Origin of the sequence: Promicromonospora sp. NPDC060204 (assembly GCF_042728455.1) — a bacterium.
Lineage (GTDB): Bacteria > Actinomycetota > Actinomycetes > Actinomycetales > Cellulomonadaceae > Promicromonospora.
Map to the genome: position 1 here is coordinate 1 of NZ_JBHWZO010000066.1, position 26,526 is coordinate 26,526.

26 protein-coding genes are annotated in these 26,526 nt (G+C 74.0%); 12 read left to right on the forward strand and 14 right to left on the reverse strand.

Annotated features, from left to right (window positions below; all coding sequences use genetic code 11):
* Window positions 1–54 precede the first annotated feature (54 nt).
* The 4 genes from ACFWEJ_RS10875 to ACFWEJ_RS10890 form a co-directional block, all read right to left on the reverse strand.
* Window positions 55–1,152 carry a Gfo/Idh/MocA family protein gene (locus ACFWEJ_RS10875; RefSeq protein ID WP_377229219.1) on the reverse strand — a complete coding sequence of 366 codons (1,098 nt, stop codon included), beginning with the start codon at window positions 1,150–1,152 and terminating at the stop codon, window positions 55–57.
* Window positions 1,152–2,318, reverse strand: coding sequence for a Gfo/Idh/MocA family protein (locus ACFWEJ_RS10880; RefSeq protein ID WP_377229220.1), 1,167 nt, complete (start codon window positions 2,316–2,318; stop codon window positions 1,152–1,154). The genes ACFWEJ_RS10875 and ACFWEJ_RS10880 overlap by 1 nt, the downstream gene beginning before the upstream one ends.
* 136 nt (window positions 2,319–2,454) lie before the next feature.
* Window positions 2,455–3,462: a LacI family DNA-binding transcriptional regulator gene (locus ACFWEJ_RS10885; RefSeq protein WP_377229221.1), complete on the reverse strand. Its 1,008-nt coding sequence runs from the start codon at window positions 3,460–3,462 to the stop codon at window positions 2,455–2,457.
* A 35-nt stretch (window positions 3,463–3,497) separates the two neighbouring features.
* Window positions 3,498–3,977: an Lrp/AsnC family transcriptional regulator gene (locus tag ACFWEJ_RS10890; RefSeq protein ID WP_377229222.1), complete on the reverse strand. Its 480-nt coding sequence runs from the start codon at window positions 3,975–3,977 to the stop codon at window positions 3,498–3,500.
* Between the two features lie 119 nt (window positions 3,978–4,096).
* On the opposite strand from ACFWEJ_RS10890, the gene ACFWEJ_RS10895 reads away from it, so the two are divergent.
* From ACFWEJ_RS10895 to ACFWEJ_RS10905, 3 genes are read left to right on the forward strand one after another with little or no spacing between them, the layout of a single operon-like run.
* A complete protein-coding gene (locus ACFWEJ_RS10895; protein WP_377229223.1) occupies window positions 4,097–5,233 on the forward strand; it encodes a thiamine pyrophosphate-dependent enzyme in 1,137 nt (378 codons plus the stop codon).
* Complete coding sequence (locus tag ACFWEJ_RS10900) at window positions 5,233–6,237, forward strand: alpha-ketoacid dehydrogenase subunit beta (RefSeq protein WP_377229224.1); 1,005 nt, start codon at window positions 5,233–5,235, stop codon at window positions 6,235–6,237. Before ACFWEJ_RS10895 ends, ACFWEJ_RS10900 begins: the two co-directional genes overlap by 1 nt.
* Window positions 6,234–7,634 (forward strand): dihydrolipoamide acetyltransferase family protein, encoded by a 1,401-nt coding sequence (locus ACFWEJ_RS10905; protein ID WP_377229225.1) that lies wholly within the window; start codon window positions 6,234–6,236, stop codon window positions 7,632–7,634. The genes ACFWEJ_RS10900 and ACFWEJ_RS10905 overlap by 4 nt, the downstream gene beginning before the upstream one ends.
* A 113-nt stretch (window positions 7,635–7,747) precedes the next feature.
* Here ACFWEJ_RS10905 and ACFWEJ_RS10910 read toward each other — a convergent pair whose 3' ends face one another.
* Genes ACFWEJ_RS10910 through paaA form a run of 6 tightly spaced genes read right to left on the reverse strand, consistent with a single transcriptional unit; the run spans window position 7,748 to window position 12,344 of the window.
* The gene (locus tag ACFWEJ_RS10910; RefSeq protein WP_377229226.1) at window positions 7,748–8,518 is read right to left on the reverse strand and encodes an enoyl-CoA hydratase/isomerase family protein; all 771 of its coding nucleotides are present in this window, start codon (window positions 8,516–8,518) and stop codon (window positions 7,748–7,750) included.
* Window positions 8,515–9,648: a 1,2-phenylacetyl-CoA epoxidase subunit PaaE gene (gene paaE, locus ACFWEJ_RS10915; RefSeq protein ID WP_377229227.1), complete on the reverse strand. Its 1,134-nt coding sequence runs from the start codon at window positions 9,646–9,648 to the stop codon at window positions 8,515–8,517. Before paaE ends, ACFWEJ_RS10910 begins: the two co-directional genes overlap by 4 nt.
* Complete coding sequence (gene paaD / locus ACFWEJ_RS10920) at window positions 9,648–10,181, reverse strand: 1,2-phenylacetyl-CoA epoxidase subunit PaaD (RefSeq protein ID WP_377229228.1); 534 nt, start codon at window positions 10,179–10,181, stop codon at window positions 9,648–9,650. The genes paaE and paaD overlap by 1 nt, the downstream gene beginning before the upstream one ends.
* Complete coding sequence (paaC, locus tag ACFWEJ_RS10925) at window positions 10,181–11,008, reverse strand: 1,2-phenylacetyl-CoA epoxidase subunit PaaC (RefSeq protein ID WP_377229229.1); 828 nt, start codon at window positions 11,006–11,008, stop codon at window positions 10,181–10,183. The genes paaD and paaC overlap by 1 nt, the downstream gene beginning before the upstream one ends.
* A gap of 50 nt (window positions 11,009–11,058) precedes the next feature.
* Entirely contained in the window at window positions 11,059–11,358 is a 300-nt protein-coding gene (paaB, locus tag ACFWEJ_RS10930) for a 1,2-phenylacetyl-CoA epoxidase subunit PaaB (RefSeq protein WP_285103358.1), read from the reverse strand.
* Window positions 11,355–12,344: a 1,2-phenylacetyl-CoA epoxidase subunit PaaA gene (gene paaA, locus ACFWEJ_RS10935; protein WP_377229230.1), complete on the reverse strand. Its 990-nt coding sequence runs from the start codon at window positions 12,342–12,344 to the stop codon at window positions 11,355–11,357. Before paaA ends, paaB begins: the two co-directional genes overlap by 4 nt.
* 101 nt (window positions 12,345–12,445) lie before the next feature.
* On the opposite strand from paaA, the gene ACFWEJ_RS10940 reads away from it, so the two are divergent.
* From ACFWEJ_RS10940 to ACFWEJ_RS10960, 5 genes are all read left to right on the forward strand, one after another.
* Entirely contained in the window at window positions 12,446–13,138 is a 693-nt protein-coding gene (locus ACFWEJ_RS10940; protein WP_377229231.1) for a TetR/AcrR family transcriptional regulator, read from the forward strand.
* 111 nt (window positions 13,139–13,249) lie between these two features.
* On the forward strand, window positions 13,250–13,987 hold the full coding sequence (locus ACFWEJ_RS10945; RefSeq protein WP_377229232.1) for an enoyl-CoA hydratase/isomerase family protein: 738 nt from the start codon (window positions 13,250–13,252) through the stop codon (window positions 13,985–13,987).
* Window positions 13,987–14,838: a 3-hydroxyacyl-CoA dehydrogenase family protein gene (locus tag ACFWEJ_RS10950; protein ID WP_377229233.1), complete on the forward strand. Its 852-nt coding sequence runs from the start codon at window positions 13,987–13,989 to the stop codon at window positions 14,836–14,838. Before ACFWEJ_RS10945 ends, ACFWEJ_RS10950 begins: the two co-directional genes overlap by 1 nt.
* Before the next feature lie 37 nt (window positions 14,839–14,875).
* Complete coding sequence (gene paaZ, locus ACFWEJ_RS10955) at window positions 14,876–16,975, forward strand: phenylacetic acid degradation bifunctional protein PaaZ (RefSeq protein ID WP_377229234.1); 2,100 nt, start codon at window positions 14,876–14,878, stop codon at window positions 16,973–16,975.
* A 67-nt stretch (window positions 16,976–17,042) separates the two neighbouring features.
* Complete coding sequence (locus ACFWEJ_RS10960; protein WP_377229235.1) at window positions 17,043–17,501, forward strand: YybH family protein; 459 nt, start codon at window positions 17,043–17,045, stop codon at window positions 17,499–17,501.
* Between the two features lie 2 nt (window positions 17,502–17,503).
* Here the strand turns inward: ACFWEJ_RS10960 and ACFWEJ_RS10965 are convergent, their stop codons facing one another.
* The 4 genes from ACFWEJ_RS10965 to ACFWEJ_RS10980 form a co-directional block, all read right to left on the reverse strand.
* Entirely contained in the window at window positions 17,504–18,130 is a 627-nt protein-coding gene (locus ACFWEJ_RS10965) for a hypothetical protein (RefSeq protein WP_377229236.1), read from the reverse strand.
* A gap of 99 nt (window positions 18,131–18,229) precedes the next feature.
* Window positions 18,230–18,487, reverse strand: a complete 258-nt coding sequence (locus ACFWEJ_RS10970) for a DUF6510 family protein (RefSeq protein ID WP_377229237.1) — start codon at window positions 18,485–18,487, stop codon at window positions 18,230–18,232.
* A complete protein-coding gene (locus ACFWEJ_RS10975) occupies window positions 18,487–19,245 on the reverse strand; it encodes an FAD-binding oxidoreductase (RefSeq protein WP_377229238.1) in 759 nt (252 codons plus the stop codon). Before ACFWEJ_RS10975 ends, ACFWEJ_RS10970 begins: the two co-directional genes overlap by 1 nt.
* Entirely contained in the window at window positions 19,242–19,835 is a 594-nt protein-coding gene (locus tag ACFWEJ_RS10980) for a molybdopterin-dependent oxidoreductase (protein ID WP_377229239.1), read from the reverse strand. The genes ACFWEJ_RS10975 and ACFWEJ_RS10980 overlap by 4 nt, the downstream gene beginning before the upstream one ends.
* Before the next feature lie 136 nt (window positions 19,836–19,971).
* On the opposite strand from ACFWEJ_RS10980, the gene sigJ reads away from it, so the two are divergent.
* From sigJ to ACFWEJ_RS11000, 4 genes are all read left to right on the forward strand, one after another.
* Window positions 19,972–20,925 (forward strand): RNA polymerase sigma factor SigJ, encoded by a 954-nt coding sequence (sigJ, locus tag ACFWEJ_RS10985; protein WP_377229240.1) that lies wholly within the window; start codon window positions 19,972–19,974, stop codon window positions 20,923–20,925.
* A 123-nt stretch (window positions 20,926–21,048) separates the two neighbouring features.
* Complete coding sequence (locus ACFWEJ_RS10990) at window positions 21,049–22,257, forward strand: NAD(P)/FAD-dependent oxidoreductase (protein WP_377229241.1); 1,209 nt, start codon at window positions 21,049–21,051, stop codon at window positions 22,255–22,257.
* Window positions 22,258–22,348: 91 nt separating this feature from the next.
* On the forward strand, window positions 22,349–23,431 hold the full coding sequence (locus tag ACFWEJ_RS10995) for a LuxR C-terminal-related transcriptional regulator (protein WP_377229242.1): 1,083 nt from the start codon (window positions 22,349–22,351) through the stop codon (window positions 23,429–23,431).
* A gap of 146 nt (window positions 23,432–23,577) precedes the next feature.
* Window positions 23,578–26,487 (forward strand): M4 family metallopeptidase, encoded by a 2,910-nt coding sequence (locus ACFWEJ_RS11000; RefSeq protein ID WP_377229243.1) that lies wholly within the window; start codon window positions 23,578–23,580, stop codon window positions 26,485–26,487.
* Window positions 26,488–26,526: the final 39 nt, after the last annotated feature.

Consider the following 26,526-nt stretch of genomic DNA (forward strand, 5'->3'; position numbering starts at 1 on the left):
GGGGAGTGGGAGCGCCGGGCCCGGAGATCCGGGCCCGGCGCACGAGGCGAACGGTCAGCCGATCCCCGCGCCCTCGGCGTCGGGCGTCAGCACCCGGGCCGCGAGCTGGGCCTGGACGCTGAGCTCGGCAGCCTTGAACGCGTGCTCCTGCGTCATCGCGTTCTCGGTGCGCTCCAGGCAGTCGAGGATGAGCCTGCCGAAGTACGGGTAGCCCACGTTCCCCTTGGCGACGAGGTGGTGCTCACCCTCGCGGTTGGCCAGGAAGACGTGCCCGGGGCCCTCGTCGGTGCCCACGTTCACGTACTTGCGCAGCTCGATGTAGCCCTCGGTGCCGAGGATGAACGTGCGCCCGTCGCCCCAGGTGCTCAGGCCGTCAGGGGTGAACCAGTCGACCCGGCAGTAGCCCGCCGCGCCGTTGTCCATGACGATGTTGGCCTCGCCGAAGTCGTCCAGCTCCGGGTGCTCCGGGTGGTTGTAGTTGGCGATGGCGGCGTGCGTCACCTGCGCATCCTTGGCGCCCGCGTAGTGCAGCATCTGCTCGAAGTTGTGGCTGCCGATGTCGCAGAGGATGCCGCCGTACTTGTCCTTCTCGAAGAACCAGTCGGGGCGACCCGTGCCGAGGCGGTGCGGGCCGAGGCCCATGACCTGCAGCACGCGGCCGATCGAGCCGCGCTCGACGAGCTGGTCGGCCAGGACCGCCGCCTCGACGTGGATGCGCTCCGAGTAGTACACGGCGTACTTGCGGCCGGTCCGCGCGGTGGCCTCCCGGGCCGCCGCGAGCTGGTCGAGCGTGGTCAGCGGGGCCTTGTCCGTGAAGTAGTCCTTGCCCGCCTCGATGGTGCGCAGGCCCAGGGCGCAGCGCTCGGACGTGACGGCGGCGCCGGCGACCAGCCGCACCTCGTCGTCGTCGAACACCTCGTCCTCGCTGCGCGCGACGCGCACGTCGGGGAACTTCTTCCGGAAGGCCTCCACCTTGGCCGGGTCCGGGTCGTACACCCACTTCACGGTGCCGCCGGCGGCCTGGAGGCCCTCGGCCATGCCGTAGATGTGGCCGTGGTCCAGCCGGACCGCGGCGAAGGGGAAGTCGCCCGCGCCCACCACGGGGTCGGGTACCGGCTCGGGTGCGTAGTTGGCACCGCTGCTCGCGCTCATCAGTTCGCCTCCTGGCTGCTGCCGACGGTGATCGCGCCGGGCAGGTCGCCCACCGACGCGGTCTTCTCGAAGAAGTGCGGCGCACGTGCCACCAGTGTGCCCGTGCGGTAGTACGGGTCGTCGGGCCGCAGCGGCAGGTCCACCGTGCGCCGCTCGATCCCGGCCTGGTAGATCGCGGTCACCAGTTCCACGGCGCGGCGGCCGTCGGCGCCGGTGACGGCGGGTTCGCGGCGCTCGCGGACGGCGGCCAGCGTGTCCCCGATCTGCCCGTTGTGGCCCACGTGCGCCAGCGGCTCGCGGGCTGCGGCCAGGGCCTCGATCTCTGCGACGCGCTCCGGGTTGCCGCCGGGGGCGGGGAAGCCGTTGGGCGAGGCGGCCGAGGCCACCACCTTCCACGGCTGCGAGATGCGGGCCTCGCGACCCTGCACGACGATCGCCTGCTCCTCGCCGTGGTGCACCACCGAGCTCGTCACCTCGGCCAGCGCGCGGTCGTACTGGAGCACGGCGACGGACAGGTCCTCGACCTCGGCGTTCTCGTGCGCGGCATTGGTCAGCACGGCCGTGACCGCGCGGGGCGCGCCCAGCATCCACTGCGTCAGGTCCAGGTGGTGGATCGCGTGGTTCAGGGTGCAGCCGCCGCCCTCGGACTCCCACGTGCCGCGCCACCACAGGTCGTAGTAGGCCGTGCCGCGCCACCACGCCGAGTTCACCTGGACGTGCGAGACCGGGCCAGCCAGGCCGGAGTCGAGCACCTCCTTGAGCGTGGCCATGTCGTCCCGGAAGCGGTTCTGCGCCACGACGGACAGCACGCGGCCGTGCTCGGCGGCGGCCGCGATCATCGCGTCGCACTCCTCCAGCGAGGGCGCCATCGGCTTCTCGACCAGCACGTCCACCCCGGCCCGCAGTGCGGTGATGGTCAGCTCCGCATGGGTCGACGGCGGCGTCGTGATGCTCACCAGGTCGAGGTCCGGCTCGGCGGCCAGCAGCTCCTCGATGCTCTCGTAGGCCCGCGCGCCGGGCACCTGGAGCCGCGCGCGCTGCTCCGCGGCCTTGCCCGGGACGATGTCGCAGACGGCGACGACCTCGCACTCCTGCGCGAAGCGGCGGTATCCCTCGGCGTGCGCTCCGGCGATACCGCCGGTCCCGACGATGCCGATCTTGAGCATGCTTCCTCCGGTTGGACGACGACGTCACGACGCCGACCAGCGGAACGGTGCGACGTCGCGGATCGCATCATACGTATGATGCAACGGTTCAACATCGTCATGTCCGGTGCGCGGGATGTCAAGGGCCGGTCGGTCGTCAGCCGACGACGGCGGGTGTGAGCGCCCCCGTCGACTCCCGCCACACGACGCGCTGGAGCGGCGCCGAGTGCGCCGGGGGCTCCTCGTGCCGCACCGCCGCGACGAGCCGGCGCATCGCGCGCCGTCCGGCCTCGACGAAGTCCACGGGGATGGTGGTGAGCGACGGCGTCGTGAACGCGCTGAAGTCGGCGTCGTCCCAGCCGGTGACGACCAGGTCGCCGGGGACGGACCAGCCGCGCTCCGCCGCCCCGCGCAGCACGCCGAGCGCCACGTAGTCGTTGGCGGCGATCACGGCGAGCGGCGGGGCGTCGTCGGGCAGGGCGAGCATGGCCTCGCGGCCCGACTCGGGGGACCAGGCGCTGCCGACGACGCCGAGCGACTCGACGCCGAGGCGGTCGACCTCCGCGAGGTAGACGTCGCGCCGGGAGCGCGCGGAGGCGAAGTGGTCGGGCCCCGCCACGTGCAGGAACCGGCGGTGCCCGGCGGCGACCAGCGCCGAGATCACGGTGCCGAGCAGGCCCGCGTCGGCGAGCTCGCCGGTGGTGCGGAGCTGCTCGTCGAGCGCCGTCTCGGCCACGACCGGGGCGGAGTCCTCGTCGAGGGTGAGCGCGTCCGGGACCACCGGGAGGAACGTCAGCACGCCCTCGACCTGGCCGCCCCGCGCGAGGTCGACGACGCGCTCGGTGCGGGCCTCGGCCGTCCCGTCGACGCTGTGGGTGTCCACGGCGTAGCCCGCCTCGGCCGCGACCTCCGCGGCGCCGGTGAGCATGCGCAGCCGGTTGTCCACCGTCACGCCGGTGACCACGGCGAGCCGGCCCGAGCGCTGGGTGCGCATCGACCGCGCGGCGAGGTTGGGCCGGTAGCCCATCGATGCCGCGACCGCCAGCACGTGCTCGCGGGTCCGGGGCGCGATCGTGCCCTTGCCGGACAGGGCGTAGCTGACCGTCGACTGCGAGACTCCGGCGGCGCGCGCGACGTCGTGGCTGGTGGGCTGGCGGGCTGACATCGACACAGTGTCCCCTCTCGCCGGGACCGGCCGCATCAGCTCGCCGGCGCCGCCGGCGCGGGGCCTGCGGGCACCGGCTCCTCGAAGACCAGCAGCGTGTGGGTGTTCACGATGCCGTTCATGCCCTGGATCTGGTCCAGGATCAGGTGCCGCAGGTCGGCGTTGTCGCGGGCGCGGACCAGCAGGACGAGGTCGAACTCCCCGCCGACCAGGCCGATGTGCTCGACGCCGCGCAGGGTGCGCAGCTCCTCGCGGACCGAGCGCCACTGCGCCTGGTCCAGGTTGACCGTCACGTACGCCGACGTGCCCAGCCCGGCGAGCACCGGGTCGATCTCCGCGCGGTAGCCGCGGATCACCCCGGTGGACTCCAGCCGCTGGACACGCACGTAGGCGTTGGCCCGCGAGATGTGCAGCGTCTCGGCGAGGGTTCGCATGGACATCCGGCCGTCCCGGCGCAGCTCGTCGATGATGCGCCGGTCGACGTCGTCGAGGCCCGCTGCCACTTGTCTCGCCACCACGCCCTCAGCCCCTTCTGTGCTGGACATTTGGATCGTGTGACCCGGTCATGACTGGACGGGTTCTCGGATCCTCGCCGTTGATGGAATCCGAATGGAACTTTGACCAGTATATCTACATGGTGATCAGCGAAGATCTCATGCTGCCGTCCCGCGAGCCGGTGATGCTCCTCGACCCGGACGGCCGGCCCACGGCCGACGACCCGGCCGCGCTCCCCGCGGCCGACGACCTGCTCCGCGGCCTCGCGGGCATGGTCACCGCCCGCCGCTTCAACGAGCAGGCCTCGGTGCTCGTGCGGCAGGGGCGCCTTGCGGTCTACCCGTCGTCGTACGGGCAGGAGGCCTGCCAGGTCGCGGCCGCGCAGGTGCTCACGGAAGAGGACTGGCTCTTCCCGACCTACCGCGACACCGCCGCGGCCGTGGCGCGCGGCGTGGACCCCGTGGAGGTGCTGGGCCTGCTCAAGGGCGACTGGCACTCGGGGTACGACCCGTACGAGCGCCGCGTCGCGCCCCTGGCGACCCCGCTCGCCACGCAGCTCCCGCACGCCGTGGGGGTGGCGCACGCGGCGCGGCTGCGCGGGGAGAGCGCGGTGGTGCTGGCGATGTGCGGCGACGGCGCCACGAGCGAGGGCGACTTCCACGAGGCGCTGAACTTCGCCGCCGTCTTCCGTGCACCAGTGGTCTTCTTCGTGCAGAACAACCAGTACGCGATCTCGGTGCCGCTGTCCCGGCAGACGGTCGCGCCGTCGCTGGCGCACAAGGGAGTGGGCTACGGCGTGCCCGGCGAGCAGGTGGACGGCAACGACCTCGCCGCCCTGCTCAGCGTCCTGTCCGCGGCGGTCGGCCGTGCCCGGGCCGGCGAAGGGCCGCAGCTCGTCGAGGGCCGCACCTACCGCATGCAGGCCCACACCAACGCCGACGACGCGACCCGCTACCGCGGCGACGACGAGGTCGCGGCCTGGGCGGCCAAGGATCCGCTGCTGCGGTTGGATGCCTACCTGCGCGGGGCCGGCCTGCTCGACGACGCGCGCGCCGCGGCCCACGCCGACGCCGCCGAGCGGCTCGCGCGGCACACCCGGGACGGCCTCAACATCGACGTCGTCCCGGACCCCGAGGACCTGTTCCGCTTCGTCTACTCGAAGCCGACGCCGCAGCTCGTGGAGCAGCTCGCCCTGGTGCAGGACGAGCTGAGCCGTGACGAGCCGAGCCGTGACGAGCCGGGCCGTGACGAGCCGAGCCGAGAGGACGCCCCCTGATGACCAGCACCGCCGTGGAGCGCGAGACGCTCAGTACCGCCCAGGCGATCAACCGGGCGCTGCGCGACGCGCTCGCCGAGGACCCCACGGTCCTCGTGCTGGGCGAGGACGTCGGCCCGCTCGGCGGCGTCTTCCGGGTCACCGACGGGCTCACCGCCGAGTTCGGCGAGGACCGCTGCTTCGACACCCCGCTCGCCGAGGCCGGCATCGCGGGTTTCGCCGTGGGCCTCGCGATGAACGGCATGCGGCCCGTGATCGAGATGCAGTTCGACGCCTTCGCCTACCCCGCCTTCGAGCAGGTGGTCAGCCACATCGCGAAGATGCGGAACCGGACGCGCGGCCGCGTCGAGCTGCCCCTGGTCATCCGGGTCCCGTACGCGGGCGGCGTGGGCGGCGTCGAGCACCACAGCGACTCGTCGGAGGCCTACTACGCGCACACGCCCGGGCTGCACGTCGTCGCGCCGTCGAACCCCTCGGACGCCTACTGGCTCCTGCGCGAGGCGATCGCCTCGCCGGACCCGGTGGTCTTCCTCGAACCGAAGAAGCTGTACTGGGCCAAGGGCGAGGTGTCCCTGGCGGACGGCGGCGGGCCGGGCATCGGCACGGCCGTCGTGCGCCGTCCGGGCACCGACGCCACGCTGATCGCCTACGGCACGTCCGTGCCGGTCGCGCTGGAGGCCGCCGAGGCGGCCGCGCGCGACGGCCGCAGCCTCCAGGTCGTCGACGTGCGCTCGATCGTCCCGTTCGACGACGCCGGGGTCTGCGCGGCCGTGGAGTCGACCGGGCGTGCCGTCGTGGTCGCCGAGGCGGCCGGGTTCGGCAGCGTGGCCGGCGAGATCGCGGCGCGGGTGGGCGAGCGGTGCTTCCACTCGCTCGCGGCCCCGGTGCGGCGCGTCACCGGCTTCGACATCCCGTACCCGCCGCCCAAGCTGGAGCACCTCCAGCTCCCGTCCGTCGACCGGATCCTCGACGCCGTCGACGACCTGCAGTGGGAGGACGCATGACCAGCACCACGACCGAGCAGACCTTCCTGCTGCCCGACCTCGGCGAGGGCCTGACGGAGGCCGAGGTGGTGCAGTGGCTCGTCGCCGTGGGCGACGTCGTGAGCATGGACCAGCCCGTGGCGGAGGTGGAGACGGCCAAGTCGGTGGTCGAGGTGCCGTGCCCGTACGCCGGCCGGGTGGGCGTGCTGCACGCGGCCGAGGGGGAGTGCGTGGAGGTGGGCCGGCCGCTGATCACGATCGCGGGCGATGCCCCCGAGTCCGCACCGGACCCGCAGCCCGACCCGCAGCCCGAGCCCGATCCGGAGCCCGATCCCGCGGCCGAGGCCTACCGCACCGAGGAGCAGGCCGGCTCCGGCAACGTGCTGGTCGGGTACGGCACCTCCGCGCACCCCGGCACGGGGCGACGGCGCAGGCCGCGCGGGGCACGGCCCCCAGCGCTCGCCGTGCCGGCCGCCGTCACGGCCCCGGCCGACGACGGCGTCCCGCACCCCGAACCCGCGCACGACAGCCGGCCCGTCCGCGTGATCTCCCCGATCGTCCGGCGGCTGGCCCGCGAGGCCGGCCTGGACCTGGCCGCGATCCCGCCGACGGGCGCGGGCGGGACCGTCACCCGCTCGGACGTGCGGGCCGCGGTCGAGCGGGCGCGCACAGCCTCGGTCCCGGCGGTGCTTCCGGGCGAGGCCCCCGCCGTCGCGTCGTCGGCCCCCGGCGAGCACCGCATCCCGCTCAGCGGCTTCCGGCGCTCGGCGTCGCGGGTGCTCTCGCGCAGCCGCGCGGAGATCCCGGAGGCGACCGTCTGGGTCGACGTCGACGCCACCGCGCTCTGGGAGCTGCGCGAGGCCACCCGAACCCCGGACGACCCCGGGCCCGGGCTGCTGGCCCACATCGCCCGGTTCGTCGTCGCGGGCCTGGAGGCCTACCCGGTGCTCAACGCGCGGTTCGACGCCGAGCGGGACGAGATCGTCGTGTGCGACACGGTCAACCTCGGCATCGCCGTCCAGGGCGAGGCCGGGCTGGTCGCGCCGGCCGTGCTCGGGGCGGACGCGATGACCACGCGCGAGCTCGACGGGGCGCTGCGCGACCTCACCGCGCGCGCCCGGGCCGGGAAGGCCACGCCCGAGGAGCTCACCGCCGGCACGTTCACGCTGAACAACTACGGCAGCCTCGGCGTCGACGGCAGCGCCGCGATCATCAACCACCCGCAGGTCGCGATCCTGGGCTTCGGCCGGATCATCGACCGGCCCTGGGTGGTCGACGGTCAGATCGTGCCGCGCAAGATCACGCAGATGTCCTTCGTCTTCGACCACCGCGTCTGCGACGGCGGCACGGCGGCGGGCTTCATGCGCCAGGTCGCGGACGCGCTGGAAAACCCGCTCCCGGCGATAGTCCGCCTCTGACGTCGGGCTGACTCACGTTCAGCAGGCAGTCGACGACCATCACCCGCGGGCTGACAGCCGCCGACAGCCTGCTGAACGTGACTCAGTCCGACGGCCGGCCGACGGCGGCACGATCAGCGGCCCGTGAACTTCGGGCGCCGCTTTTCCTGGAAGGCCGCGAAGCCCTCCCGGTAGTCGTCGGTCAGGCTGAGGTCGCCCTGCGCCTCGCTCTCGTGGGCCACGGAGGCCCAGAACGCGATCCGCTCGTCGCGCAGCTCGGCGACCAGGCGCTTGGAGGCGAGGAAGGCGCTCGTCGCCCCGCGCGCGACCCTCTCGACCCGGGCGCGCGTGAAGGAGAGCAGCTCCGGACCCGGCACCGCCCGCGAGAACAGCCCGGCGGCGACGGCCTCGGCCCCGCTCATGAGCTCGCCCGTGTAGACCAGGTCGAGCGTGCGGTGCGCGCCCAGGCGCTCGACGAAGAGCGCGTGCCCGCCCGAGTCGAGCGTCGCCCCGAGGTTCGCGAACGGTGAGCCGACCTTCGCGTCGTCCGCGACGTAGACGACGTCGGTGGCGATGAGCAGGCCCAGCCCCACGCCCAGGCACGCGCCGTGGGCCGCGGCGAACGTCGGCGCCGGGAACGCGGCCATGCGCCACAGCAGCGGGGTCACCCGGTTGCGGAGGTAGCCCAGCGCGTCGTCGGTGGCCGGGTCCACCCCCGAGATGTCGCGGCCGGCGCAGAACGCCCGGCCCTCGCCCCGCAGGAGCAGCGCCCGCACGCCCGCGGCCTCCGCCTCCCGGTAGGCGTCGTCCAGCTCGGCGAGCCCGACCTCGTCCAGGGCGTTCAGGCGGCCGGGCGCGTCGAGCACCACCTCGGCGACGTCGTCCTCGATCGTGAGCGTGATCATGAGTCGTAGTCCACGAAGATCTCCTCGCTGGTGGGGATCGCCTGGCACGTCAGGACGTAGCCACGCGCCAGCTCCTCGGGCTCCAGCGCGTAGTTCTCCGCCATCTCCACCGTGCCCGAGACCAGTTTTGCCCGACATGTGCCACACACGCCACCGGCGCACGCGAACGGCACGTCGCCGCGCACCCGAAGGGCGGCGTTCAGCACGCTCTCGCGCGCCCCGGCCGGGCTGGTCACGGTCGACGTCGCCGCGTCGAGCCGGAACGAGATCGAGTGCGACTCGCCGCCCGGGACGTCGGACGCCGGCGGGGCACCGTGCGGCGCCGTCGGACGCTCGGGCCGGCCGGTGGTGAACAGCTCGTGCCGCACCCGCTCCGGCGGCACGCCCAGCTCCTCCAGCACCGCCCGGCAGGTCTGCACCATCTCGAACGGCCCGCACAGGAACCACTCGTCCACGTCGTCCGGCCCGATCAGGGCCGTCACGATGCGGCGCAGCCGGTCGGCGTCGAGACGGCCCGAGAGCAGCTCCGCGCCCCGGCGCTCGCGGGTGAGCACGTGGTGCAGGGCCAGGCGGGCGGGGTAGCGGTCCTTGAGATCGGCGAGCTCGTCCACGAACATCGTGTCCGTCGTGGTCCGGTTGGAGTAGACCAGGTCGAACGTGCTGTCCGCCGTCGCGCCGAGCGTGTGCTCCACGAGCGACATCATCGGCGTGATGCCGCTGCCCGCCGCGACCCCGACCACGCGGCCGCCCTGGCCGGGCGGGCGGTGCGACACGAACAGGCCCTCGGGGCTCATCACGTCGAGCGTCATCCCCGGCGCGAGGTGGTCGATCGCCCAGGGCGAGAACAGCCCGCCCATGTCGCGCTTGATGCCGACCTTGAGCGAGCCGGGCACGGGCGCCTGGCAGATCGAGTAGGTGCGGCGCACCTCCTCGCCGTCGACCCGCGCGCGCAGCGCGACGTACTGGCCGGGCGCGTAGGAGTACGCGTCGGCGAGGTCGTCCGGCACGTCGAACGTCACCTCGACGGCGTCCGCGGTCAGCGTGCGCACCGCCGCGACCGTGAGCGGGTGGAACCGGGCGCGGCGCCGCGTGCCGGGCGCGGCGGGCACACCGGCGTCGGCGACCGGCATCAGTGCTCCTTGAAGTGGTCGAAGGGTTCCCGGCAGCGCTGGCAGACGTACAGCGCCTTGCACGACGTCGAGCCGAACCGGGCGAGCTCGCGCGTGTGCAGCGAGCCGCACCGGGGGCACCGCACGCCCAGCCCCAGCGCGACGACGCCGCCGGCCCGGCGGCCGGGCGGCGCGATGCCGTGCTCCACGAGCTTGCGGCGGCCGGCGTCGCTCATCCAGTCGGTCGTCCACGCGGGGGAGAGCACCACGTCCACGCGCGCCCCGGGGAAGCCGCGCTCGCGGAGCACGGCGACGATGTCGTCGCGGATCGCGTCGACGGCGGGGCAGCCCGAGTAGGTGGGCGTGATGTCCACGACGGGCGACCCGTCCACGAACCGCACGCCGCGCAGCACGCCGAGGTCCTCGATGGTCAGGACCGGCACCTCGGGGTCGGTGACCTCCGCCGCGGCGTCCCAGACGGCGCGTTCCGGCTCGGTCCCCGGGCGGGGCCGGGCGACCCGCTCGACCTCGACGGCACTGTCGACGGTGCTCATCACCACACCGCCCCCGGGTGCCGCCGGGCCAGCACCTGCATCTCCGCGAGCAGCGGGCCCAGCGCCTCGGAGTGCACTCCGGTCCGGCCCCCGCCGCGGACGGCGGCGACCCCCGGGACGGGCAGCTCGGCGCGGTCGAGCACCGGCAGCAGCAGCGCGTCGAACGGCTCGCGCAGCCCGGCGGGCGGCACCGCTACGTCCGGGACGGCGTCGGCGGCGGGATCCGCGGCGAACAGCTCGTCCACGAACGGCCAGATCTCCTCCAGCCCGGCGGTCATCCGCCGCCGCGATTCCTCCGTGCCGAGCGCCAGGCGCACGGTCCAGAGCGTGGCGTGGTCCAGGTGGTAGTCCACCTCCTTGACCGCCTTGGCGGCGATGGCCGCCAGCGTCGGGTCGGAGCTGCCGGCCAGACCCCGGTAGAGCACGGTGAAGTAGGCCGACACGATCAGCTGCCGGGCGATCGTGCAGGCGAAGTCGCCGTTGGGCCGCTCGAAGATCTGCCGGCACCGGAAGTCCGCCTCGTCCCGGAAGTACGCGAGGTCGTCCTCGGTCTGGTCCCAGGCGGAACCCGCGTAGGTCAGCAGGCCGCGCGCGTGCCCCAGGGTGTCGAGCGCGATGTTGCCGAGCGCCACGTCCTCCTCCAGCTCGGGCGCCGCCGCGATCCACGAGCCCAGCCGCTGCGCCAGGACCAGGGCGTCGTCGCCCAGGCCGAGCGCGTACCGCGCGACGTCGTCGGCGGCCCGGGCGGGGCTGTCCTGCGGGGCGACCCGGGCGGCGATCGCCTCGGGCGTGAGCACCGCGGACGGGGACTGGTGCTGGTTCTGCATGGGCTCTCCATCGAGCGTCGGGCCGTCTGGCCGATGGCCGGCGGTACGGTTCAGAGGTGCGGCACGGCCTGCGACGCCGTGTAGTACGTCGCGTGCCGGAAGTCCTTGCCGCGCGGGGACTCGAACCACGCATCCTTCGCGTCGGGGTCCGACGCCGTGATCGCGGCGGCGGGCACCACCCAGATCGAAACCCCCTCGCTGCGGCGGGTGTACAGGTCGCGGGCGTTGCGCACCGCCAGCTCGGCGTCCGGCGCGTGCAGCGAGCCGGCGTGCACGTGGGAGAGGCCGCGCGCCGAGCGCACGAACACCTCCCACAGGGGCCAGGTCTCCCGGCGCGGTTCCTCGGTCATGACGCCATCCGTTCGTTCGTCGCGGTCCGCTCGGCGTACGCCCGGGCGGCCTCGCGCACCCACTCGCCCTCGGCGTGCGCGGCGCGGCGCTTGGCCAGGCGCAGCGCGTTCGCCTGCCCGTTCCCGTGCAGGACGGCGTGGAACTCGTCCCAGTCGAGCTCGCCGAAGTCGTGGTGGCCGCGCTCCTCGTTCCAGCGCAGGTCGGGGTCGGGCAGCGTGATGCCGAGGATCTCGGCCTGCGGCACGATCATGTCGACGAACCGCTGGCGCAGCTCGTCGTTCGAGAACCGCTTGACCTTCCAGGCCATGCTCTGCCGCGAGTTGGGCGACTCGGCGTCGGGCGGGCCGAACATCATCAGGGCCGGCGCGTACCAGCGGTTCACCGACTCCTGCGCCATGGCCTGCTGCTCCGGCGTCCCGTTCATCAGCGCCAGCAGGATCTCGAAGCCCTGCCGCTGGTGGAACGACTCCTCCTTGCAGATGCGCACCATCGCGCGCCCGTACGGGCCGTAGGACGCGCGGCACAGCGGCACCTGGTTCGCGATGGCGGCGCCGTCCACGAGCCAGCCGATCGAGCCCATGTCGGCCCAGGACGGCGCGAGGTAGTTGAAGATCGAGGAGTACTTGGCCTTGCCGGAATGCAGGGCGTCGAGCATCTCGTCCCGGGTGGTCCCGAGGGTCTCGGCGGCCGAGTAGAGGTAGAGCCCGTGCCCGGCCTCGTCCTGCACCTTGGCCATGAGGATCGCCTTGCGCTTGAGGCTGGGGGCGCGCGTGATCCAGTTGCCCTCCGGCTGCATGCCGATGATCTCGGAGTGCGCGTGCTGCGACATCTGCCGCACCAGCGCCTTCCGGTACGCCGGCGGCATCCAGTCCGTGGGTTCGATCCGCTGGTCGGCGGCGATGAGGGCGTCGAACGCCGCGAGCCGCGCTGCCTCCAGGGGGTCGGCCTCCGGGGCAGCGGTCGTGGGCGGGTCGTGTGCAGGCATACCGTCTCCTGTGCTGGAGCCCTACTTACCGATCGTTCAGTCAGGCTAGCACCGGGGTGGGGGCGGCGGCAACGCTCCCGCCGTCGGTTAGGTTGGCTCGCATGGATGAATCGGCCGCCGCTCCCGCACCCGCTCGACGGGGCGGCAACGGGCGCGCGGGGCGCGTGGCGTACGACCTGGACGCGGTGCTGGCCGTCGCCGTCCAGGCGTTCAACGACCGCGGGTACGACGCGACGTCGATGGGCGAGCTGGCCGAACGCCTCGGGACCAGCAAGTCCGCGATCTACTACCACGTCAGCGGCAAGCAGGAGCTGCTGCGGCTGGCGCTGGAGCGGGCGCTCGGCAACCTCGAGGCCCTGCTCCAGGAGCCGGGCGCGGAACCAGGCGAGGGGTCGGGCGACGCGCCGGACGGGCGGCCGGACGCCGCCGCGCCGACCGCGCTCGACCGGCTCGAACGGGTGCTCCGCGGCGCCGTGCGCGTGCTCGTGGAGGAGCTGCCCTTCGTCACGCTGCTGCTGCGCCTGCGCGGCAACACCGACGTCGAGCGCGAGGCGCTCGCGCGCCGTCGCGAGTTCGACCACGCCGTGGCGCGCCTGGTCGAGGAGGCGGTCGCGGACGGCGCCCTCCGGTCGGACGTCGACGCGCGCACCGCCACGCGCCTGCTCTTCGGCATGGTCAACTCGCTGGTCGAGTGGTACCGCCCCGGCGGCGGGCTCACGGCCGACCAGCTCGCCGACGCCGTCGTCGCCATGGCGTTCGAGGGGCTGCGCGCCCAGCCGGACGCCCGCCGCTGACGAAGCCGTGCTCTTGAACCCGGCCGTCTCGCATGCCATGCTGCACAGAACGAACGGTCAGTAAGTAGCGCGACGACGCTACGCCGGTGCGACCCCCCAGGTGATGAGGCCATGGCAGCAGCGTTGCGGCGCGTCGACGACCGCGCGGACCGCCTCCACGTCCGGCTCGACCGGCCCGAGGTGCGCAACGCGATCGACCGGGCGATGGTCGGCGAGCTGCACGAGGTGTGCGCCGAGCTGGAGGCCCGGCCGCGCATCCTCGTCCTGTCCGGCTCCGAGCGGGTCTTCGCCTCCGGCGCGGACATCGCCGAGCTGCGCGAGCGCGGTCGCGACGACGCGCTCGCCGGGATCAACTCCCGGCTGTTCGAGCGGATCGCCCGCCTGCCGATGCCGGTGATCGCCGCCGTCGACGGCTGGGCCCTCGGGGGCGGCGCCGAGCTGGCCTACGCGACCGACTTCCGGCTGGCCGGCGAGAACGCCCGGTTCGGCCAGCCCGAGGTGGGGCTCGGGATCATCGCCGCGGCGGGCGCGTCCTGGCGGCTCAAGGAGCTCGTCGGCGAGACGCTCGCGCTGGAGATCCTGCTCGCCGGCCGCGTGCTCGACGCCCCCGAGGCGCTGGCGGCGGGGCTGGTGAGCGCGGTCCACCCGTCGTCCGACCTGGTGGGCGCGGCCGACGCGCTGGCCGACCGGATCGCCGAGCAGGACCCGATCGCGGTCCGCTACACCAAGCAGGTCTTCCGGGCGCCGCGCGCGGCGCACCCGGACGTCGACGACCTGGCGCAGTCCGTGCTGTTCGAGTCGCCGGCCAAGCGCGAGCGGATGACCGCGTTCCTGGAACGGAGGAAGTGATGACGCTGCCCCGGGACATCGGTGTGGTGGGCGGCGGCCGGATGGGCGTCGGGATCGCCCACGCCTTCCTCCTGACGGGCGCCCATGTCGTGGTCGTCGAGCGCGACGCGGAGTCGGCGGCCCGGGCGCTGGCGGGGCTGGAGCGGGCGGTGACCGCCAGCGTCGAGCGCGGCACCACCCCGCGCACCGCCGCCGAGCTGACGGGACGGGCGCGCGTGACCACCGACGTCGCGGACGTCGGCCCGGCGGGCCTCGTCGTCGAGGCGGTGCCGGAGGACCTCGCCGCGAAGGTCGAGGTCCTGGCGCGCGTCGAGCGGGTGCTGTCGCCGGCCGCCTGGCTGGCCAGCAACACGTCGTCGCTGTCCATCGACACCCTCGCGGGCCACCTGGAGCGCCCCGAGCGGTTCGTCGGGCTGCACTTCTTCAACCCGGTGCCCGCGTCGGCGCTCGTGGAGATCGTGCGCGGCCGGGCGACGGTGCCGGCCCTGATCGACGAGGCCGGCGTCTGGGTCGCCGCGCTCGGCAAGGCCTCGATCGTCGTGTCCGACACCCCGGGCTTCGCGAGCTCCCGTCTGGGCGTGGTGATCGCGCTGGAGGCGATCCGCATGGTCGAGGAGGGCGTCGCCTCGCCCGCCGACATCGACACCGCGATGGTGCGCGGCTACCGGTTCCCGGTCGGGCCGCTCCGCCTGACCGACCTGGTGGGCCTCGACGTGCGGCTCGGCATCGCCGAGCACCTGGAGCGCGAGCTGGGGGAGCGGTTCGCCGTGCCGCGCCTGCTGCGGGCGATGGTCGAGGCGGGCCGGCTGGGGCGCAAGAGCGGCGAGGGGTTCTTCACGTGGGACGAGTGACCTGCACAGACGTCGGAACAGCCGAAAGGAAGACGCCATGACCGCGACGGAGACCCCGGTGCGCACCCTCGACAGCTACGTCCTCGGGGCCTGGCAGCGCCCGCCGTCGGACGCCGAGGCCCAGGTCGTGCGGGACGCCTCGACCGGGGAGCCGGTCGCGGCGGTCTCTGGCAGCCCGGTCGACCTGCGGGCCGTCGCCGACTACGGCCGGACCGTGGGCCAGGCCGCGCTCGGCGCGCTCACGTTCCACCAGCGCGCCCTGCTGCTCAAGCGGCTCGCCCAGCACCTCACCGGCGTCAAGGAGGACCTCTACGAGGTCAGCCTGCGCACCGGCGGCACCCGGCGGGACGCCCTGGTCGACATCGACGGCGGCATCGGCGTCCTGTTCACCTACGGGTCGAAGGGGCGCCGGGAGCTGCCCAACGCCCAGCTTCTCGTCGACGGGCCGCCGGAGAACCTGTCCCGCGACGGGTCGTTCGGCGGTCAGCACGTCCGCGTGCGCCGCCAGGGCGTCGCTTTCCAGGTCAACGCCTTCAACTTCCCGGTGTGGGGCATGCTGGAGAAGTTCGCGCCCGCCTTCCTCGCGGGCGTGCCGACGATCGTCAAGCCGGCCTCGGCCACCGCGTACCTCGCCGAGGCCGCGGTGCGGGCGATCGTCGACTCCGGCCTCCTGCCCGACGGCGCGCTGCAGCTCGTCAGCGGCCCGGCCCGCGGGTTCCTCGACGTGCTCGACGTGCGCGACGCCGTGAGCTTCACCGGCTCAGCGTCCACGGCGCGGGTGCTCGCGATCGACGACGCCGTGATCCGCCGGGGCGTGGTGCTCACCGCGGAGACGGACTCGCTCAACGCGGCGGTGCTCGGCTCGGACGTGGAGCCCGGTAGCCCTGAGTTCACGGCGTTCGTCGCCTCGGTGGTCACGGAGATGACCGTCAAGGCCGGGCAGAAGTGCACGGCGATCCGCCGGGTGATCGTCCCGGCCGACCGCGAGGACGCCGTGATCGAGGCCGTGCGCGAGCGGATCGCGCAGCGCATCGTGGTCGGCGACCCGCGGGCCGACGGCGTCACGATGGGCGCCCTGGCGAGCGCGGGGCAGAAGGAGGAGGTGCTGCGCAGCGTCCGCGAGCTCGTCGCCGGCGGCGGGCAGATCGTGGTCGGCGACCTCGCGGAGCCCGAGGTGGTGCACGCCGACGGCAGCCGCGGACCCGCGCCCGACGGCGCGTTCGTCGCGCCCCTGCTCCTGCGGTTCGCCGACCCCGCGGCGCCCGCGGTGCACGACGTCGAGGCCTTCGGGCCGGTCGCCTCGGTGATCGGCTACCGCGACCTCGACGACGCCGTCCGCCTGGCCAACCTCGGCGGCGGCTCGCTGGTGGCCACCGTCGCGTCCGCCGACCCCGCGGTGGTGCGGCACCTCGTCACCGGGATCGCGCCGATGCACGGGCGCGTGCTGGTGCTCGACCGGGACGACGCGCGCTCCTCGACGGGCCACGGCTCCCCGGTGCCGCACCTGGTGCACGGCGGGCCGGGCCGCGCGGGCGGCGGCGAGGAGCTCGGCGGCGTCCGCGCCGTGGAGCACTACATGCAGCGCACGGCGGTGCAGGGCACGCCCGCGGCGCTGACCGCCCTGACCGGACGGTGGCGGGCGGGGGCGCCGTCGCGCGCCGACGCGGGCCACCCCTTCCGCCGGTCGCTGGCCGACCTGCGGATCGGCGACGCCGTCGAGTCCGCTCCGCGCGAGGTGACGCTGGACGACATCACGCACTTCGCCGACTTCACGGGCGACACCTTCTACGCCCACACGGACGAGGAGGCCGCCGCGGCCAACCCGTTCTTCCCCGGGCGCGTGGCGCACGGGTACCTGCTCGTGTCGTTCGCGGCCGGGCTGTTCGTCGACCCTGCGCCGGGGCCCGTGCTCGCGAACTACGGCCTGGAGAACCTGCGCTTCCTGACGCCGGTGTCGCCCGGGGACACGATCCGGGTGCGGCTGACCGCCGCCCAGATCACGCCGCGCGAGGACGAGGACTACGGCGAGGTGCGCTGGGACGCCGTGCTCACCAACCAGCGCGACGAGCAGGTGGCCACGTACGACGTGCTGACCCTGGTCGCCAAGGAGGACCGCGCCGACCGCGCCGAGGGCTGACGGTCACGTTCCGCGCCTCCCGTCCGTCACCCCTGTGAGAACCACCGGACGGAAGGGACGGACAGTGATGACCTCACAGACAGTGACGACCACGGGACGACAGGACGACGAGGCCCAGATCAGGCGGGTGCTCGACGGGATCGTCGACGGGCTGCGGGCCAAGGACCTCGACGCGCTGCGGCGGCTCTACGCGGACGACGTCGTGTCGTTCGACGTCGAGCCGCCGCTGCAGCACGTGGGTGTGGACGCCAAGCTGGCGAACTGGGCGCGCGTGTTCGCTGTGTTCGCCGAGGTCGGCTACGAGTTCCGCGACCTGGCGCTCGCCGTCGACGGGTCGGTCGCGTTCGGGCACGCCTTCGGGCGGCTCAGCGGCACGCTGCAGGACGGGTCCGTGACGAGCGGCATGTGGGTGCGGGCCACGTTCGGCCTCCGCAGGGTGGGCGGCACCTGGCTGATCGCGCACGACCAGGTCTCGGTGCCGCTCGACCTGCGCAGCGGCCGGGGGCTGACCGACCTTGAGCCCTGACCTCAGGCCATCTCGGGGACGTGCAGGTGCGCGAACGCGATCTCCATCTCCTCGAGGTTGTCGACCGTGGCGCCGAGCTCGCTGACCACGCGCTCGCGGATGCGGGCCGTGGCCTCGCGGGCGGCCACGACGGCTCCCATGCTGTCGAAGGCGGTCGTGCCGACGGCCCGGCCGGCCTCGCGGTCCACCATGAGGCTGCCGCTGCAGAAGCCGTCCATCTCCTGGAGCTGCGGCAGGATGACCATGCGGTAGAGGTCGATACAGCGGTCGACCATGTCCTGGCCGCCGCTCAGCCAGGTGAGGCGGGCGCAGGCGCCGTCGGGCGTGGCGTGGTCGCGGTGGACGACGGCGGCCTCCCACTCGTGGACGTCGCCGCCCCCGGTGCTCCCCAGCGCCTGCACGGCGCGCTCGCGCAGCGGGCGCACGTCGTCGGCGCTCATCACCATCGCGTCGTGGGACTGCCACGCCGTCGTGGCGATGCACCGCCCGGACTCGTGGTTGACCAGCAACGACATCCCGACGCAGCCGTCCATGGCTGTCACTGCCGGGAAGACCTCCTCGCGGACCATCCGCAGCCCGTCGTCGATCCCGGCGGGATCTCCCTGGACCTCGGTAGTGCGTACGAACATGACGGACTCTCCCTGTGCTCGGGGCAGCGTCCGGACGGCGCTGCCGTCCGTTCCACACTCCGCCGCCGCGTGGCAGAGGTCAAGTGGAGCGAGGGGAGGTCAGCGCCGGAGCTCGACGGCGCTCAGGCCGGCGAGGCTCAGGATCACGCGGTCGCCGGTGTCCACGACCGTCGCGAGCACCTGGTCGCACCCGGCGCACCGGGCCACCAGCCCGGGGGCGTCGGTGTAGACCATGGCCTCGGCGAGCGCGGCCATGTGCCCGCAGCCGCCGCAGCGGCCGCGCGCGGCCGTCACGTCGGTCGTGAAGACCTCGGAGAGCGCGCCTGCGAGCACGTTGCCGTCGAGGTGGTGTGTCATCAAAGACCTCCGAAGCGCTCGGTGTGGATGTCCGCCGCGGCGTGGCCGAGCTCCTGCAGCCAGCGGGCCACCGTCTCGACGAAGCCCGTCGAGCCGCAGACGTAGACGTGCGGCCGCTGGTCGGCCGGGACGGTCCGGGCGGCGAGGGCCTCCCGGGTGAGGCGCCCGACGGCGTCGGGCCAGCCGGCCGGCGCCTCGCGCGTGTAGACGAGGTCCAGCTCGAAGGCCGGTCCGGCCAGGCCCGCGAGCTCGTCCGCGAAGTACACGTCGTCCGGGGTGCGCACGGAGTACAGCAGCCGGAACGGCGCCGGGTCGGCGGCGGCGCCGTGCGCCGCGGCCATCGCGTACAGCGGCACGACGCCGGAGCCGCCCGCGACGAGCTGGACCGGGCGGTCGCCCGTGCCGGGCCGCCAGACGAAGAACGCCCCCAGCGGGCCGTGCAGCTCGAGCTGGTCGCCGGGGCGGAGGTCGTGGACCAGGAAGGGCGAGACCTCGCCGTCCGGCAGCTCGTCGACCGCCAGGACCACCTGCCCCGCCGGCGTCGCCGCGGCGATCGAGTACGACCGGCTCGCCTGGTAGCCGTCCGGGGCGGTCAGGCGCACGTCGAGGTGCGCGCCCGCCTCGCTGCCCGGCCACGTGGGCACGTCCAGCACGAGGCGCGCGGCCGACGGCGTCTCGCGGCGCGTCTCGACCACGGTCGCGACATGCCACGCGGGGCGCGGCCGGGACCGGCCCAGGGTCACGGACGGCGCGCTCACCAGTAGCGCTCCTCCTTCCACGGGTCCCCGTAGAGGTGGTAGCCGTACTGCTCCCAGAAGCCCGGGTCGTTGTCCGGCATCATCGTCAGGCCCCGCACCCACTTGGCGCTCTTCCAGAAGTACAGGTGCGGCACGAGCAGCCGGGCCGGACCGCCGTGCTCCGGGTCGAGCGGCGCGCCGTCTGCCTCCGTGGCGATCCAGGCCTTGCCGTCGAGCAGGTCCTCCAGCGGCACGTTCGTGGTGTAGCCGCCGTAGGAGTGCGCCATGACGTACTCGTGCTCGGACTCCACGTTCTCGAAGATCTTGTCGAGGCTCACCCCGCGCCAGCCCATGTCGAGCCGGGACCAGTGCGTGACGCAGTGGATGTCCACGGTGACGTCCTCGACCCCGAGCGCGAGGAGCTCGTCCCAGCTCCACCGGTGGTCGGTGCCGGTCTCGTCCTGGAGGGTGAGCTCCCAGTCCGCGGTGTCGACGTGCGGGGTGGGTCCGGCGCTGAGCACGGGCCAGTCCTGCACGAGCGTCTGGCCCGGCGGGAGCCGTGTGTCGGGCTCCCGGCGACGACCGGAGAATCCACGGGTGACGAAGGACATGCTGGGTCTCCTCCCGGCGACCGTGCCGGGCCGGCCGGGCACGGTTCGATGGTGGGAACAGCGTAGGGCCGGGGCCGTCCGTCGTCGCGCGAACCGGACCGTTCCAGCGGGTGAGTTCGGGCAGTAGGGTCGCGACATGACGACCGAGTCGCCGAGCCAGGACGAGCTGGAGCTCTTCGAGCACCTCCGGGGACGGCTGGAGGCCATCGCCTACCGGCTGCTCGGGTCGGCGGCGGAGGCCGAGGACGCCGCGCAGGAGACGTTCCTGCGCTGGGAGGCGGCCGACCGCGCGCAGATCCGGGTGCCCGAGGCCTGGCTGACCCGGGTGCTGACCAACCTGTGCCTCACCCAGCTCAAGTCGGCGCGGGCCCGCCGCGAGGTCTACGTGGGCGAGTGGCTGCCGGAGCCGCTGCTCGGCGGCGACCCGATGCTCGGCCCCGCGGACACGGCGGAGCAGCGCGACTCGGTGTCCACGGCGATGCTCGTGCTGATGGAGCGCCTGACGCCCACCGAGCGGGCCGTCTACGTGCTGCGCGAGGCGTTCGCGTTCTCGCACGCGGAGATCGCCGAGATGCTCGACCTCACCGAGGTCGGCAGTCAGCAGGTGCTCCACCGGGCCAGGCAGCACCTGGCGGAGGAGCGGACCCGCGCGGCCGTCGACCTGGCGGCCGCGCGGCCGGTCGTGGAGGAGTTCCTGGCGGCGGCGACGAGCGGGCAGCTCGAACCCCTGGTCAAGCTGCTGACGGCCGACGTCGTGGGGGTCGGCGACGGCGGCGGCAAGGTCGCGGCGCGCGCGACCGCGGTGCTCGGCGCCACGGCCGTGGCCAAGTTCCTGCGCGGCCTGTTCCGGCCGGCCGAGGCCAAGCGCGCGATGCTGGGCGGCAGCCCCGACATCTACGCCTGGACGGCGAACGGGCTCCCGGCGCTGGTCGTCGTGGTCGGCGACCGCCTGGTGGGCGTGATGACGCTGGAGGCGACGGCCGACGGGATCACCGCCGTGCTGAGCCAGGTCAACCCGGACAAGCTCGGCCGGGCGGGTCGCCAGTGGGCGGCCACGGAGCACGGGGAGCCGCTGATCCGCGGCTGGTGAGGCCGGACCGGTGAGGTGGGGCCGGCCCCTGTGAGCGGCGTCACAGGCGCGGGGTGTCAGGGATGAGGGTGCTGTCCGGTTCAGGAGGCACGCACGTCCCACCGACACGAGCTGAGGGATCCCATGAAGCACCGCATCGTCATTCTCGGGGCCGGGTACGCCGGAGCCTCCGCCGCCGGCCGGCTGGCCCGCCGCCTGCACCCCGACGACGTCGAGCTCACCCTGGTCAACGCCGAGCCGGACTTCGTCGAGCGGGTGCGCCTGCACCAGGTGGCCACGGGCCAGGACCTGCGCCCCCGGCCGCTCGGCGATCTGCTCGCCGGCACGGGTGTGCGCCTGCGGGTGGCCCGCGTGACCGCCGTCGACGTCAACCGCCGGACCGTCTCCCTGACCGGGGCGGACGGCGCGGACGTGCTCGCCTACGACACGCTCGTCTACGCCCTCGGCAGCGCGCTCGCCGACCACGGCGTGCCCGGCGTCGCCGAGCGCGCCCACGAGCTGGCGAGCCGGCCGGGCGCGCTCCGCCTGCGCGAGCGGCTGGCCGGGCTCGCTCCCGGGGGCCGCGTGGTCGTGGTCGGCGGCGGGCTGACCGGCATCGAGGCCGTCACCGAGATCGCCGAGGCCCGCGCGGACCTCGACGTGGGCCTCGCTGTCCGCGGCGGGCTCGGGGACTGGCTCTCGGCGGCCGGTCAGCGCCACCTGCGCGCCGTCCTCGACCGGCTCGGCGTCGCCGTCCACGAGCACGCCGACGTCACGGGCGTGGACGCCGTCGCCGTGCTGACCCGCGACGCGACGATCCCGGCGGACGTCGCCGTGTGGGCCACCGGGTTCGGCGTGCACCCGATCGCCGCCGCGACGAGCCTGCGGGTCGGCGCGGACGGGCGCATCGTGGTCGACGAGACCATGCGCTCCGTCTCCCACCCGGACGTCTACGCCGCGGGCGACGCCGCGCTGGCGCACGGCCCCGTGGACAACGTGCTGCGCATGTCGTGCGCGTCCGGCATCCCGATGGCCTGGCAGGCCGCCGACTCGATCGCGGCGCGCCTGACCGGGGGCAAGCTCCCGCACATGCCGTTCGGGTACGTGCACCAGTGCATCAGCCTGGGCCGGCGCGACGCCGTCATCCAGCTCGTCACGACCGACGACCGGGCCAAGGACGCCGCCCCCGGCGGCCGCCTCGCCGCCCGGTACAAGGAGCTGGTCTGCACCGGAGCCGCCTGGATGGTCGCCCACCCGGTGCCCTACCCGGCCCGCCGCCGCCGTGTCACGGCGGCCTCGGGCGCCGAGCGCGAGCGGGTGAATTACGGCGATATGCCCGCGCTGAAGGGCTAAAGTCTCCGAAAAAACGAGCGAGCGGGCCTCGTCCGCCCGCCGCCGAGGCAAGGGTGACTTGGCGCGAGCACCTGTGCCAAGGAGGCAAGCCATGATCTCGGACGACGTGCGCCGGTCGCTGGACGTCGCGACGCCCCCCACGGTCCGTGTGCTCGACCACCTCGTGGGGCGCGACGCCGTGCCGGAGGCCGGGATCGCCGCGGCGGTGGGCCTCAACGCCGCGGACGTCCGTGCCGCGCTGACCGCGCTCGACGCGGACGGGCTCGTGGTGCGGGTCCCCGCACCGGGCCGGTCCCGCTCCCGGCACTGGTCGGCGCTGCCGCCGCGCTCGGTGCTGACCACCCTGCTCGCCCGGCGCCGCCTGGAGATCGCCGTCTGGGAGCTGCACGCCGACCACCTCGAGAAGGCCTACCAGGAGGCCACCGGCCAGGCGGGCGACACGGCGCTCGTGGACGTCGTGGTCGGGGCGGAACAGGTCGGCGCGCTGTACTGGCACCTCATGGAGACCGCCACGCACGAGGTGCTGCACCTCGCCCGGCCGCCCTACCTCCAGCCCACCCCCGAGCTGCTCGACGAGGTGGACCGGCCCGCGATGAGCCCCACGGTGGAGCTGCGCAGCGTGTACGAGAGCGCCACGTTCATCGACCCGGTCTCCCTCGAGACCGCGCTCGGCGGGCAGGAGACCGGCGCCGGACTTCGCCTGTCGCCGCAGGTCCCGCTCAAGCTCGTCGTCGTGGACCAGAAGATCGCCATGCTCCCCGCCGCCGGCGACGACGCCGGCAGCGCCTCGCTCGTGGTGCACGCCCCCGCGCTGGTGGGCGCGCTGACCGACCTCTTCGAGCGGGTGTGGGACGCGGCGATGCCGCAGTCCATGTGGGCGGGCGCCGGGGCGGACGGCGGGTCACCCGACGGCGACGCCGACGTCGCCGGGGAGGGCCCGGCCGCCGCCTGGTCGCCGCTGCCCCGGGTGCGGCTGGAGCAGCGCACGCGGTCCATCCTCGACCTCATGGCCGGCGGGCTCACCGACGAGGCGATCGCCCGCACGCTCGACATCAGCCGGCGCACGGTCCAGGCCGAGGTCACGGCGCTCGCGGAGAAGCTGGGCGCGCGCACCCGGTTCCAGATCGGGCTGTTCGCGGCCGAACAGGGCCTGCTCGCCCGGACGCGCGCGTAGCGACATCCGGGCTGCTCATCTGCGCAGGTGCGCAATCTTCTCCTTGTCCGGTATGTCGTCGGTCAGCACAGTTGTCTCGTCCGACGGGCGCGAGGGTGCGGCCGGTACCAGATCAGTCCGGCCCGAGAGGGTCGTAGGAGAAGCCCATGCGTATCCAGAGACCCAACCGTGCGGTCGCCGTGCTGGCGGCGGCCGCCCTGCTCGGGGCCGCGGTTCCCGCCGCCCACGCCGCACCGGCCGCTGTGCCTGCCGGCGCGACGGCCGAGCTGCCGGCCACGGCCACACCGCTGTCCGAGACGGACACGCCCGGACTGGTCGAGGGGCTCGACGAGCCCGTCGACGCCGCCCTCGCCCCGGCCGCCGCCGCGCGGACCCACCTCGAGGGCCACCGCTCGCGCTACGGGATCGCCGACCCCGACGCCACCCTGGTCACCGCCGACGTGCAGCGCGAGGGCACCCGCGAGACCGTCCGGCTGGACCAGCGGTACAAGAAGCTGCCCGTGCTGGGCGGCCAGTACGTCGTCCGCATGGAGAAGCAGGGCGGTGAGCGGACCGTCACCGGCACCTCGGGCTCCTACTTCACCGGGCTCGACGTCGACACGACGGCGCAGACCCTGCCCGCGGCCACGGCCGTCGAGCGGGCCGTCGAGGGGATCGGCAAGAGCCTGACCGGCGGCGCGGCCGTCGTCGCGGGCGGGGTGCGGCCCGGCACGGCGCCGTCGGCGGCGACGCCGGACCTCACCGGCAGCGACCAGGGCCTCGCGGTCGTGCCGTCGGGGACCGGCCTCCTGGCCCGCCACGTGCTGGTGCGCGGTACGGCGCCGGTCACGGGCGAGCCCGTGCTCACCGACGTGTACGTCGACGCCGCGTCCGGCGCCGTCCTGCTCAGCTCCAGCCGGCTGCGCACGCTGGCCGCGCCGCAACAGGTCGAGGCCCTGCGGGCCGACCAGGAGGCGACGGCCGCCGCGGGTGAGACGGAGCCGCCGGCGTCCGGCAACGGCGTGACGCCGGTGACCGGCACGGGGACCAAGGCCGACGGCACCACCGTCGACGTCGGGCTGCAGCGGGTGGACGCCACGGGCACCTACCTGACCACGGACGTGGGCCACACCCTGGCCGACGGCCGGACCGTGCCCATCACCACCTGGGACGCGACGCACAACGACTACTACGACACCGCGGGTCAGTGGCCCGAGGGCATCGCGCCCTTCGCGTCGCCGTCGAGCACGCTGGGCACCGACCTGACCGACCTCGGCGCGGTCGACGCGCACTGGGCCGCGGCCCAGGTGTTCGAGTACTACAAGGTGGAGCACGGGCGCGACAGCCTGGACGACGACGGCATGGCGCTCGACTCCTTCGTGGGCATCACCTACGGCGGCAACCCGTTCGTGAACGCGTTCTGGGACGGCACCAAGATGGTCTACGGGACCGGCGACTCGGAGTACAAGTCGCTCGCCGCCGACCTCGACGTCGTCGGCCACGAGATGACGCACGGCGTGGTGGAGCACACCGCGGGCTTCCTCTACAGCGGCCAGCAGGGCGCGCTGAACGAGGCGATCGCCGACTACTTCGGCAACGCGATCGACGTCGACGTGTCGGGGATCCCGATGAGCGACCCGGAGGCCAGCCTGCTGGGCGGCGACCTGTGCCGGACCACGGCCCCGGTCGACTGCGCCCTGCGGGACCTCGACGACGGCATGACGACGGCGGACTTCAACCACCTCATCGACACCGACGCGCGCTTCGACTACGGCGGCGTGCACCTGAACTCGACCATCGTCTCGGGCGCGCTGTGGGACGTCCGCGAGTCGCTGGGCGGCGAGCTGGCCGACAAGATCGTCTACCGGGCGCTGACCGAGTACCTCACGCCGCTGTCCGACTTCGTGGACGCCCGGGAGGCCGTGATCGCCGCAGCGCGGTCCTACGGCCTGAAGGGCAAGCAGCTCAAGGTCGTCGAGCGGGCGTTCGACTCGCGCGGCGTCACCGAGGCGTGGGAGAAGAACCTGCCGGGCAAGGGCACGTCGCTGCTCCTCGACCGGCTGGACACCGGGCTCTACACCGACATGCAGCCGTCGACCGGTGGCGACTGGTGGGCCGTGGCGCGCTCCAGCGCCGACGGCACGGAGCCGACGTCGATCTGGGTGGGTCGCACCGACGGCCGGGGCGAGCCCCGGCGGGTCTCCGCGGCCGACGGGCGGGTCAACAGCTTCGCCCAGACCGACGGCAAGCGGGTGGTGTGGCTGTCCATGGCGGCCGACTACACGGACTTCCGGATCATGTCCGCGCCGCTGTCCGGCGGGCGGGCCACGACCCTGTACACCACGGCGGGCCGCGTGACCGGGCTCGGCATGGACGGCGACGTCGTCTCCTGGTCGGAGTGGGACGCCGAGACCTGGATCGACGAGGTGCACTACCTCGCGGGCCGGTCGAGCACGGTCCACACCGTGGAGCACGACTGGGTGGGCCCGGCGACCGCGCCGACCGTCAAGGCCGGCCGCATCGCCTACGTGCGCTACGAGGTGTTCCAGCACGACGACGGGAGCTGGGACTGGGCGCTCGGCGTCGAGGTCTTCGACACCCGCACCGGCAAGACCGTCCTGGCCGGCCTGGACAACGGCGCCGAGACCGTCAGCTACCCCGCGCTCACCACCAAGGGCGCCTACTGGGTGGCGGACCGCGACCCCGGCTACACCGAGCAGGGCGCGTGGAACAACTCGGTGCGGGCGTACTCGTTCGCCACGCGGAAGGGCGAGCTCCTGTTCGACGAGAACTCGACCACGGCCAAGCGCGCGTGGGTGCTGACGGCGTCCGACACGACGCTGACGGTCACCGAGGACGCCTCGAAGGAGGCCTGGCAGTCCGCCACGATGCCGACGGACGCGCTCATGCCGCGCCTGAAGCAGTACACGCTGGACGGCCGCTACGTGGGCGACGCCTCGTGCAGCCCGGGCGCGCAGATGTTCGCCGAGGCGGGCGAGGGCCGCACCGTGGTCTTCAAGTCCACGGCGACGTCGGTCACCGGGCTGGCTGTCGCGTCGGGCGCGAAGCGCTGCTGACCTGACGGGCTGACCTGAGGGGTGCTGACCGGCCCGGCG